This is a genomic window from Actinomadura sp. GC306 (assembly GCF_004348665.1).
Taxonomy (GTDB): domain Bacteria; phylum Actinomycetota; class Actinomycetes; order Streptosporangiales; family Streptosporangiaceae; genus Spirillospora.
Window position 1 is genome coordinate 1 of record NZ_SMKM01000257.1, and the last position, 9,607, is coordinate 9,607.

The 9,607-nt window shown below is 74.3% G+C and carries 11 protein-coding genes and 1 riboswitch; of the genes, 7 read left to right on the forward strand and 4 right to left on the reverse strand.

The genetic code is table 11. The features are described 5' to 3' along the window. Positions 1-724, forward strand: a 724-nt coding sequence (locus tag E1200_RS26895) for a protein kinase (protein ID WP_131954868.1), incomplete at its 5' end; no start/stop codon positions are given. Between the two features lie 27 nt (positions 725-751). Here the strand turns inward: E1200_RS26895 and E1200_RS34000 are convergent. The 4 genes from E1200_RS34000 to E1200_RS26910 all read right to left on the reverse strand — a co-directional run bounded on the left by E1200_RS34000 (position 752) and on the right by E1200_RS26910 (position 3,486). After that, positions 752-913: a hypothetical protein gene (locus E1200_RS34000; protein ID WP_165950473.1), complete on the reverse strand. Its 162-nt coding sequence runs from the start codon at positions 911-913 to the stop codon at positions 752-754. A gap of 79 nt (positions 914-992) precedes the next feature. Beyond that, positions 993-1,685: a thiamine phosphate synthase gene (gene thiE, locus E1200_RS26900; protein WP_131954869.1), complete on the reverse strand. Its 693-nt coding sequence runs from the start codon at positions 1,683-1,685 to the stop codon at positions 993-995. Positions 1,686-1,815: 130 nt separating this feature from the next. Beyond that, positions 1,816-2,190 carry an Rv2175c family DNA-binding protein gene (locus tag E1200_RS26905; RefSeq protein WP_131954870.1) on the reverse strand — a complete coding sequence of 125 codons (375 nt, stop codon included), beginning with the start codon at positions 2,188-2,190 and terminating at the stop codon, positions 1,816-1,818. A 78-nt stretch (positions 2,191-2,268) separates the two neighbouring features. Continuing rightward, positions 2,269-3,486 carry an FAD-dependent oxidoreductase gene (locus E1200_RS26910; protein WP_131954871.1) on the reverse strand — a complete coding sequence of 406 codons (1,218 nt, stop codon included), beginning with the start codon at positions 3,484-3,486 and terminating at the stop codon, positions 2,269-2,271. 95 nt (positions 3,487-3,581) lie between these two features. Then, positions 3,582-3,695: riboswitch (TPP riboswitch) on the forward strand. Between E1200_RS26910 and thiO the strand changes: the two genes are divergently transcribed. The 6 genes from thiO to E1200_RS26940 form a co-directional block, all read left to right on the forward strand. Beyond that, positions 3,686-4,816 (forward strand): glycine oxidase ThiO, encoded by a 1,131-nt coding sequence (gene thiO, locus E1200_RS26915; protein WP_131954872.1) that lies wholly within the window; start codon positions 3,686-3,688, stop codon positions 4,814-4,816. (Overlaps the previous riboswitch by 10 nt.) Then, positions 4,813-5,013, forward strand: coding sequence for a sulfur carrier protein ThiS (thiS, locus tag E1200_RS26920; protein WP_131954873.1), 201 nt, complete (start codon positions 4,813-4,815; stop codon positions 5,011-5,013). The genes thiO and thiS overlap by 4 nt, the downstream gene beginning before the upstream one ends. A 1-nt stretch (position 5,014) precedes the next feature. After that, positions 5,015-5,788, forward strand: coding sequence for a thiazole synthase (locus E1200_RS26925; RefSeq protein ID WP_131954874.1), 774 nt, complete (start codon positions 5,015-5,017; stop codon positions 5,786-5,788). A gap of 149 nt (positions 5,789-5,937) precedes the next feature. Then, positions 5,938-6,915 (forward strand): DMT family transporter, encoded by a 978-nt coding sequence (locus E1200_RS26930; RefSeq protein WP_131954875.1) that lies wholly within the window; start codon positions 5,938-5,940, stop codon positions 6,913-6,915. Between the two features lie 33 nt (positions 6,916-6,948). Next, positions 6,949-8,865, forward strand: a complete 1,917-nt coding sequence (gene pknB, locus E1200_RS26935; protein WP_131954876.1) for a Stk1 family PASTA domain-containing Ser/Thr kinase — start codon at positions 6,949-6,951, stop codon at positions 8,863-8,865. 20 nt (positions 8,866-8,885) lie between these two features. Next, on the forward strand, positions 8,886-9,607 hold a 722-nt coding region (locus E1200_RS26940), incomplete at its 3' end, for a deoxyribonuclease IV (RefSeq protein ID WP_131954877.1).

Sequence of the window (9,607 nt, forward strand, 5' to 3'; positions counted from 1 at the left end):
CCCCGGGCAGGGCCACCCCGTCACCAAGAGCCCCGCCGCCAAGAGCCCCGCAGCCGAGGACGGCGCCGCGGCCCCCCGGTTCCGGCACGTCGTCGGCGCGGACGCCGAAGGCCCGCGCCTGCAGGGCGTCGTCGAGCGGGACGGGCCGCTGCCCGCCCCGCACCTGCACCGGGTCGCGCTGCGGACGGCCGCCGCGCTCGCCGCGATCCACCGCGCCGGGACCGTGCACGGCGACTTCGGCCCGGCCAGCGTGCTGCTCGGCCCCGGCGGCGCCAAGGTCGTCGACTTCGGGATCGTCCGCACCGCCGGCGAGGCCGCGGTGCAGGCGGCCGGGGCGCCCGGCTACCTGGCGCCCGAGCAGATCGAGGACGAGCCCGTCGGGCGGCCCGCGGACGTGTTCGCCTGGGGGGCGACGGTCGTGTTCGCCGCGACCGGGCGCCCGCCGTTCGGCACCGGGCCCGCGCCGGAGGTGATGCGGCGCGTCACGTCCCGCCGGCCCGATCTCGGCGACATGTCGGGCCCGCTGCGCGACCTCGCGGCGCGCTGCCTCGACAAGAACCCCGCCGCCCGGCCGACCGCGCCGCAGGTCGTCCGCGCGCTACGCGAAGGGCAGGGACCGATGCCGAAGCCGCGGCCCACCCGGATCCCGCGCTACCGCTGGCGCATGATGGTCGCCCTCGCGGCCGTCGTCATCTGCGGTTTCGTCCTGGGAATGCTCTTCTGACACGGTGCGGGCCCGCCCCGGGGCGGGTCACCAGTGCGGCGGACGGTCCTCCAGCAGGCGCGCGTCATCGTCGTCGCCGCCGCGCCACTCGCCCCACCCGAGGTCGGTGTCGTCGGACGTCTGGTCGGGCATGATCTCCAGCTCGTCGTCCAGTTCCACGAGCCGGTCGTCGTCGGGTCCCTCGGTCATGATCCCCATTGTGGGCGACGGCCCGGACTTCCGCACCGTGATCCAGCCCGCCCCGTGATGGTCCGCACCGTGATAGGCGTCACCCGGCGGCGGGCCCGCCGCCCAGCCGGCGGGCGAACTCGGCCGCGGCGGCGCCCGGATCGGCCGCCTCGGTGATCGCCCGCACCACCACGACGCGGGTCGCGCCCGCCGCCGTCACCTCGCCGAGGTTGCCGAGGTCGATCCCGCCGATCGCGAACCACGGCCGCGCCGGGCGCTGCCCCGCGACGTACTCCAGCAGCTTCGGGCCGGGGGCGGCGCGGCCGGGCTTGGTCGGCGTCGGCCACACCGGGCCGACGCAGAAGTAGTCGACGCCCGGCTCGGCGGCGGCCGCGGACGCCTGCTCGTCGGAGTGCGTGGACCGGCCGATCAGCATGTCGCCGCCGACGATCTCGCGGGCCGCGGCGACCGGCAGGTCGTCCTGCCCGAGGTGCAGCACGTCGGCGCGGACGGCGTGCGCCACGTCGGCCCGGTCGTTGACCGCGAGCAGCGCGCCGTGCCGGTCGCAGGCGCCCCGGAAGACCTCCAGGTACTCCATCTCCTGCCGCGCCTCCAAGCCCTTCTGGCGCAGCTGGACGATGTCGACCCCGCCCGCCAGCACCGCGTCCAGGAAGCCGGGCAGGTCGCCCTGCCGTTCTCGCGCGTCCGTGCAGAGGTACACGCGGGCCCGGCTGAGCCGGGCGCGCAGGGCGACGGCGCGTTCGGAGGGCAGGTGCCTGGACACGGCGGACATCGTTCCTTTCGGTGGGCGGGCGCGGCGCGGGCGATCGCGGGGTCACGCGGCGGGCGGTGTCCCGTCCCGCGTGCCCCCGCGATCGTGTCACGTGCGCCTGTGGCCCCCGGTTCCGGGGCCGGAGGGCGGGCTAGAAGGCCAGCGCCTGGGCTCGGCGGCGGACCTCGGTGCCGCGGTTCTCGGTGAGCGCGTCCACGGGCGTCCCGGGGAGCGTGTCGTCGGCGGTGAACAGCCAGCGGATCGTCTCCGCGTCGTCGTACCCCGCGTCCGACAGGAGCGTCAGGGTGCCGGGCAGCCCCTTGATGACCTGGCCGTCCTTGATGAAGGCCGCGGGCACCATGGGGGTGCCCTCCCGGCGCACCGCGAGGAGCCGGTGCTCGCTGATGAGCTGCTTGATCCGGTTGGGCTTGATCCCGAGTCTCCGGGCGGCCTCTCCGAGGGAGATCCACTCCCCCGCGAGGGCGTCGGTCCGGGGGTCGAGTGCGCTGTCAACGGTTGCGTGCATCTGCGTCACGCCCCCTTGCTACCACTCCTCCGGATTCGTCAAACCCCCTGCACAGCCGTAACGTCCCGGCGGCGATCGCTATCCGCGAACGGCCTGCCGGACCGGCACCTCGGGGTCGGCGACGGCGTCCGGATCCACCGGTGTCCCGGCCGCGATGACCCGCCGCGCCTGGACGAGGTCGCGGGGCCGGTCCACGGTGAGGACGGCGTCGAGCCGGTCGCCCGTCAGCCACACCAGCGCCCATTTGCGGCCGGACGGGTCGCCCCGGTGCACGAGCCGCTCGGACGCGGCGTGGTCGCCCGCGTACTGCACCATCCGCCCGAACTGCTCGGACCAGAAGTAGGGGGCCGCGTCGTAGGCGGCGCCCTGGCCGAGGAGGGTCGCGGCGGCGATGTCGGGCGCGTTGAGCGCGGTGTCCCAGTGCTCGACCAGGAGCCGCCGGCCGTACCGTCCCGACCACCAGGCGGCGCAGTCGCCGACCGCCACGATGTCGGGCCGCGCGGAGCCGGGCTCCGCTTCGCCCTGGCATGCGCGGAACGACGCGTCGGTGACGACCCCGCGCTCCAGCAGGAGTCCCGAGCCCGCCAGCCACGACAGGTCGGGCCGGACGCCGATGCCGGTGACGACCACGTCGGCGGCGACGTGCGCGCCGCCCGCGAGCACGAGCCCGCCGTCCCGTACCTCCGCGACCTTCACGCCGGTGCGCAGCTCGACGCCCGCCTCGGCGTACCAGGGCGCGGTGAGCGCGCCCACCTCCGCGCCGAGCGCGCCCGCGAGCGGGGCGTCGGCGGCCTCGACGACCGTGACCTCGCAGCCCTTCGCGGCGGCGGTGGTGGCGACCTCGGCGCCGATCCAGCCGGCGCCGATGATGACGACCCGCGCGCCCGCGGTCAGCCGGGCGCGCAGGTCGCGGGCGTCGTCGATGGTGCGCAGGACGTGCTGGCGCCCGTCCCCCGGCAGCGTGACCGGGGCGGCTCCGGTGGCGATGACCAGCCCGTCGAACGGGAGGTCGCCCGCCGTGGACGCGACGACGCCGCCGCGGCCCGGCTCGGCAGGCCGGAGCCCGGTGGCGCGCTCGCCGAGGAGCAGCTCGCAGCGGAGGGCGTCCCAGTCGGCGTCGACCGTCGTGTCGTCGGAGTCGCCCGCGAGGACGGCCTTCGACAGCGGCGGCCGGTCGTAGGGCCGGTGCCGCTCGGCCGACACGAGCGTCAGCGCGCCCTCGTACCCTCTGCTCCTCAGGGCCTCGACGGCGCGCACGCCGGCGAGCCCTCCGCCCACGACGATGACCCTCTGCATGGGGTCACCCTAGCCGGACGGCCGGCGCCCTCTTGGACTGGTGTCCAGACAGTTGAACACCACCCGGGGGTCGTACAGTGGAAAGCACGCAAAACGGCACAGAGCGCGGGAGTCCGGTCCGACCGGGCTGAGAGGGCGGCTGACCGGGCCGCCGACCGCCAGGACCTGATCCGGATCATGCCGGCGAAGGGAGCGCGCAGTGGAGATCGTGATCATAGGGGCGGGCGTCGTCGGCCTCGCCACCGGGTGGCGGGCCGCCGCGGCCGGCGCCGCCGTCACGCTGGTGGACCCCGCGCCCGGCGGCGGGGCGTCGTCGGTGGCCGCGGGCATGCTCACCCCGGTCAGCGAGGTGACCTACGGCGAGGAGCCGCTGCTGCGGCTGGGCCTCGACTCCCGCGACCGCTACGGGGCGTTCGTCGCGGAACTGGAGGAGGCCACCGGCCTGGAGACCGCCTACCGCACGGACGGCATCCTCCAGGTCGCGTTCGACTCCGACGACCTCACCTACCTGGACGACCTGCGCCGCTTCCAGGAGAGCCTCGGCATCGCCGCCGAGGCCCTGACCGGGCGGGAGTGCCGGCGGGTGGAGCCGATGCTCGCGCCCGGCGTCCGCGGCGGCCTGCTCGCCCCGCGGGACGGCTCGGTCGACCCGCGCCGGCTGACCGCGGCGCTGCTGGCGGCGGCCGAGAAGGCGGGCGCGCGGCTCGTCCGGCAGCGGGCCACCGGCGTCACCGTGGCGAACGACACGGCGGCCGGGGTGCGGCTGGACGACGGGACCGTGCTCCCCGCCGACCGCGTGCTGCTCGCGGCCGGCCCCTGGTCGGGCGACCTCGCGGGGCTGCCGCCCGGCGTCGTCCCGCCCGTCCGCCCGGTGAAGGGCCAGGTGATGCGGCTGCGCACCCGCCTGCCGTTCCTGGGGCGCGCCACGCGCGGGCTGGTGAAGGGCTCGTCGGTCTACCTGGTGCCGCGCGCGGACGGGGAGATCGTCCTCGGCGCCACCCAGGAGGAGCTCGGCTTCGACACCCGCGTCACCGCCGGCGGCCTGTGGGAGCTGCTGCGGGACGCCCGCGAGCTGCTGCCCGGCATCACCGAGCTGGAGTTCGCCGAGGTGTCGGCGGGGCTGCGTCCCGGCTCCCCCGACAACGCGCCGGTGCTGGGCCCGTCCGCGCTGCCCGGTCTCGTCATCGGCACCGGGCACTTCCGCAACGGCATCCTGCTCACGCCGGTGTCCGCCGACATCCTCTCCGCGATGCTGCTGGACGGGCCCGTCCCCGACGTGGCCGCGCCCTTCTCTCCCGACCGCTTCTCCGCCGAGGTGCACTCCCGATGAAGGTGTTCGTCAATGGTGAGCCGCGCGAGGTGCCCGAGGGCACCAGCGTGGCCGAGGTCGTCGAGTCCGTCACCGCCGCCGTGACCGGCGTGGCCGCCGCGCTGAACGACGAGGTCGTCAGCCGCTCCACCTGGGAGACGACGACCCTGCGGCACTCGGATCGCGTCGAGGTTCTTACAGCGGTACAGGGGGGTTGATGTGGATAGTGACAGGCTTGTCATCGCGGGTGAGGATCTCGGGTCCCGGCTGATCATGGGGACCGGCGGGGCGCCGAGCATGCAGGTGCTGCGGGAGGCGCTCGTCGCGTCCGGGACGGAGCTGACCACGGTCGCGATGCGGCGGGTGGACCCGGCGGCGCGCGGCTCGGTGCTGGACGTCCTGACCGAGTGCGGCATCCGGGTACTGCCGAACACCGCGGGGTGCTTCACGGCGGGCGAGGCGGTCCTGACCGCGAAGCTCGCGCGGGAGGCCCTCGGCACGAACTGGGTCAAGCTCGAGGTGATCGCGGACGAGCACACGCTGCTGCCCGACCCGATCGAGCTCGTCGAGGCCGCCGAGCAGCTCGTCGCCGACGGTTTCGCCGTGCTGCCCTACACCAACGATGACCCCGTCCTGGCTCGGCGCCTTGAGCAGGCGGGGTGCGTCGCGGTGATGCCGCTCGGGTCCCCGATCGGGTCGGGGCTCGGCATCCGCAACCCGCACAACATCGAGCTGATCGTCGAGCGGGCGGGCGTCCCGGTGATCCTGGACGCGGGGATCGGCACCGCGTCCGACGCCGCGCTGGCGATGGAGCTGGGCTGCGACGCGGTCCTGCTGGCGACGGCGGTCACCCGCGCGCAGCACCCCGCGGACATGGCGGCCGCGATGCGCCACGCGGTGGAGGGCGGGCGCCTCGCGCGGCGGGCGGGGCGGATCCCGAAGCGCCGCTATGCCCAGGCGTCCTCGCCGTTCGAGGGCCGCGCGACGTCGTAGTGACTCTAAAGAGTCCGGTATAGCAATATTCGCTGGACCTGAAATGGCGGCGTCGCGAGACTGGGACCGGTCCACCCCAGGACGGCGCGCCGGAACGCGGCACGTCCCTTCGGTGTTCGTGGAAACGTCCCATACCTAAGGTTCGTGACATGCAGCAGGAAAGCAGGCCGGCCGCGGGCATCGACAAGCTCGCGATGGCCGCGGCCACGATCACCGTGGTGCTCTGGGCCTCGGCCTTCGTCTCCATCCGCAGCGCCGGCGCCGAGTACGGCCCCGGCGCCCTCGCCCTCGGCCGTCTTCTCTCCGGGACGGTCGTCCTCGGCGGGCTGCTGCTGATCCGGCGCGAGGGGCTGCCGCCCAGGGGCGCCTGGCCGGGCATCGTCACCGCGGGCATCCTGTGGTTCGGCGCCTACATGGTCGCCCTGAACTGGGGCGAGCAGCTCGTGGACGCCGGAACCGCCGCCCTCGTCGTCAACATCGGCCCGATCCTCATCGCGCTCCTCGGCGGCTGGCTGCTGAAGGAGGGGCTGCCGCCACGGCTGATGGCCGGCATGGCCGTGTCGTTCGCGGGCGCCGCCGTGGTCGGGCTGTCGATGTCGGGCGAGGGCCGCTCGTCGGTCCTCGGCGTCCTGCTGTGCCTGTTCGCCGCCGTCACCTACGCGGCGGGCGTCGTCAGCCAGAAGCCCGCGCTGCGGCACGCGTCGGCGCTGCAGTTCACCACGTTCGCCTGCGCGATCGGCGCGCTGATCTGCCTGCCGTTCGCCGGGCAGCTGGTCTCGCAGGCCGCGCAGGCCCCGGCGGGCGCGACGCTCAACATGATCTACCTGGGCGTCTTCCCGACCGCGATCGCTTTCACCACCTGGGGGTACGCGCTGGCGCGCACGTCCGCCGGGAAGATGGGCGCCACCACCTACGCCGCCCCCGCCCTGGTCGTGCTGATGTCGTGGCTGTTCCTCGGCGAGGTGCCCGGCCTGGTCACCCTCGCGGGCGGCGTGCTGTGCCTCGCCGGCGTCGCCGTCTCCCGCAGCACCCGCGGCCTGCGCCGCCGCTCCGCACCCGTCCCGGAGGCGGGCACCGCGCCGGAGTCCCGTTCCGGTCTCGTCGAGGCTCATACCGGGGACGGATGAGATCCTCCGCGATTCGCCCGTAAACTCGCACCGATGGACACGTCGGTTGCAGATCCACTCGTCGGGCAGGTGCTCGACGGGCGCTACCGCATCGAGTCCCGCGTCGCGCGCGGCGGCATGGCCACCGTCTACGTCGCCCGCGACCTCAGACTCGACCGCACCGTCGCGATCAAGGTGATGCACGCCGGGCTCGCCTCCGACGAGGACTTCGTCGCCCGCTTCATCGGCGAGGCCAAGGCCGCGGCGGCGCTCTCCCACCCGAACGTGGTCGCCGTCTACGACCAGCGCACCGACGGCGAGCACGTCTTCCTCGTGATGGAGTACGTCGCGGGCCACACGCTCCGCGACGCGCTGACGACCCTCGGCCGGCTCGGCCCGCGCGCCGCGCTGGAGATCATCATGCCGGTGCTGGCCGCGCTCGGCGCCGCGCACCGGGCCGGCCTGGTGCACCGCGACGTCAAGCCCGAGAACGTGCTGATCAACGAGGACGGCCAGGTCAAGGTCGCCGACTTCGGGCTCGCCCGCGCCGAGACCGCGAGCAAGATGACCAAGACCGGGGTGATCATCGGCACGGTCGGCTACCTCGCCCCCGAGCAGGTGCTGTCCGGCAACGCCGACGTCCGCTCGGACGTGTACGCCGCGGGCGTCATGCTGTTCGAGCTGCTCACCGGTGAGCTGCCGCACCGCGGCGACACGCCGCTCGCCGTCGCGTACAAGCACGTGAACGAGACCGTGCCGCCGCCGTCCAGCGTCGTCCCGGGCGTCCCGCCGCAGGTGGACGCCCTGGTCACGGACGCCACGAACCACGACCCGGCGCGCCGCCCGGTCGACGCGAACCAGTTCCACGCCGAGGTCGCCGAGGCGTTCGGCGGCCTGCCCCGCGACTTCGACCGGCGCCTGGAGGACGCGTCCCGCAACACCACCAGCGTGCTGGAGGCCCCGCCCGCCGACGGGCGCACCGCCGTCCTCGACCGGGGCACCCTGCCCGCCGAGCATCACGAGCGCACCCGGGCCGACCGCGCCATCGGGGCGCTGACCGGCCGCTACGTCCTCGTCGCCCTCGGCGCGATCGCGGCGCTGATCCTCGGCTGGGCCGTGTGGTACCAGATGTCGGGGCAGTACGAGCACGTCCCGTCGTCGATCATCGGCATGGACGTCGACGACGCCCGCGACCAGCTGGAGAGCGCCGGCCTGGAGGTGCGGGTCGCCACCCCGATCTACGACGACCGCATCCACAAGGGCGACGTCGCCAAGTCCGACCCGCCCGCGGGCGCCCGCCTCGCCCAGGGGCAGGCCATCACGCTGACACCGTCCAAGGGCATCACCCCGCGCGAGGTGCCGGACGTGAAGGGCAAGCCTCTGCCCGAGGCCAAGCAGATCCTTGAGGACGACGGCTTCGAACTCGGGGAGACGACCAGGACCTCGTCCCAGACCGTCGCCAAGGACAGGGTCATCGGCACCGAGCCGCAGGCCGGGCAGAAGCAGTCCCCCGACGACCCGGTCGCCGTCATCGTCTCCACCGGAATGGCGATGCCGGACCTCGTCGGCAAGAACGGCGACGCCGCCGCGAACCAGCTGCGCTCGATGGGCCTGAACGTCACCGTGCAGAAGAAGAAGGTCGACGGCAAGGAAGCGAACTCGGTGATCGAGCAGGCCCCGTCCGAGGGCACCGCCGTCTCCCGCGGCGACGAGGTCACGATCGTCGTGAACAAGCGCAACTGCCTGGTCGACGCGGGCCCGATCCAGCTCGGCTGCGACGACGGCAGCCAGAAGATCGTCCCGGTGCCCAACGTGGTGGGGCGCTCCGTCCAGGACGCCGAGCGCGCGCTGAAGGAGTCCGGCTTCGAGGTCAACGTGACGGGCTTCGGCGGCAACATCGTCCGCTTCCAGTCCCCGAGCGAGGGCGAGGCCCCGCGCGGCTCCACGGTCACGATCGTCCGGGGGCCGTGACCGGATAGGCTGAACCGGTCATGACCTCACCGAAGAACCCCGTCGGGGCGCACGTCCCCGTGGCCGGCGGCCTGGCCAGCGGCGGCCTGAAGTACGCCGCCGAGATCGGCGCCGAGGCCGTCCAGGTGTTCGTCTCCAACCCGCGCGGCTGGGCCCTCCCCGCGGGCCGCCCCCCCGAGGACGAGAAGCTCCGCGCCCGCACCGACGTCCCCGTCTACGTGCACGCCCCGTATCTGGTCAACTTCGGCTCCCCGAACGCGGAGACGCTCGCCAAGTCGATCGCGACCGTCCGCCACTCCCTGGTCCGCGGCCGGGCCATCGGCGCCCGCGGCGTCGTCGTCCACACGGGCTCCTCCGTCACGCAGACCTACGACGAGGCGATGGCGCAGATCCACGAGCACGTCCTGCCGCTCCTGGAGGAGATCCCCGAGGACGGCCCCGACCTCCTCCTGGAGCCGATGGCCGGCCAGAACAACATGCTCTGCACCCGGGTCCAGGACCTCGGCCCGTACTTCGACCGCCTGGAGCACCACCCGAAGCTGGGCGTCTGTTTCGACACCTGCCACGCGTTCGCCGCCGGCCACGACCTCGCCGCCCCCGGCGGCGTCAAGGAGACTTTCGACGCCCTGGTCGCCACCGTGGGCGAGGGACGCCTCAAGCTGATCCACGCCAACGACTCCAAGGACCCCTGCGGCTCGGGCAGGGACCGCCACGAGAACATAGGCGCCGGCACGATCGGCGA

Bases quoted from the DNA above. Each gene is read 5' to 3' on its own strand.
- E1200_RS34000 (WP_165950473.1), bottom strand. From the start codon at position 913: ATGACCGAGGGACCCGACGACGACCGGCTCGTGGAACTGGACGACGAG.
- E1200_RS26930 (WP_131954875.1), top strand. From the start codon at position 5,938: ATGCAGCAGGAAAGCAGGCCGGCCGCGGGCATCGACAAGCTCGCGATG.
- pknB (WP_131954876.1), top strand. From the start codon at position 6,949: ATGGACACGTCGGTTGCAGATCCACTCGTCGGGCAGGTGCTCGACGGG.
- thiS (WP_131954873.1), top strand. From the start codon at position 4,813: ATGAAGGTGTTCGTCAATGGTGAGCCGCGCGAGGTGCCCGAGGGCACC.
- E1200_RS26905 (WP_131954870.1), bottom strand. From the start codon at position 2,190: ATGCACGCAACCGTTGACAGCGCACTCGACCCCCGGACCGACGCCCTC.
- E1200_RS26910 (WP_131954871.1), bottom strand. From the start codon at position 3,486: ATGCAGAGGGTCATCGTCGTGGGCGGAGGGCTCGCCGGCGTGCGCGCC.
- thiE (WP_131954869.1), bottom strand. From the start codon at position 1,685: ATGTCCGCCGTGTCCAGGCACCTGCCCTCCGAACGCGCCGTCGCCCTG.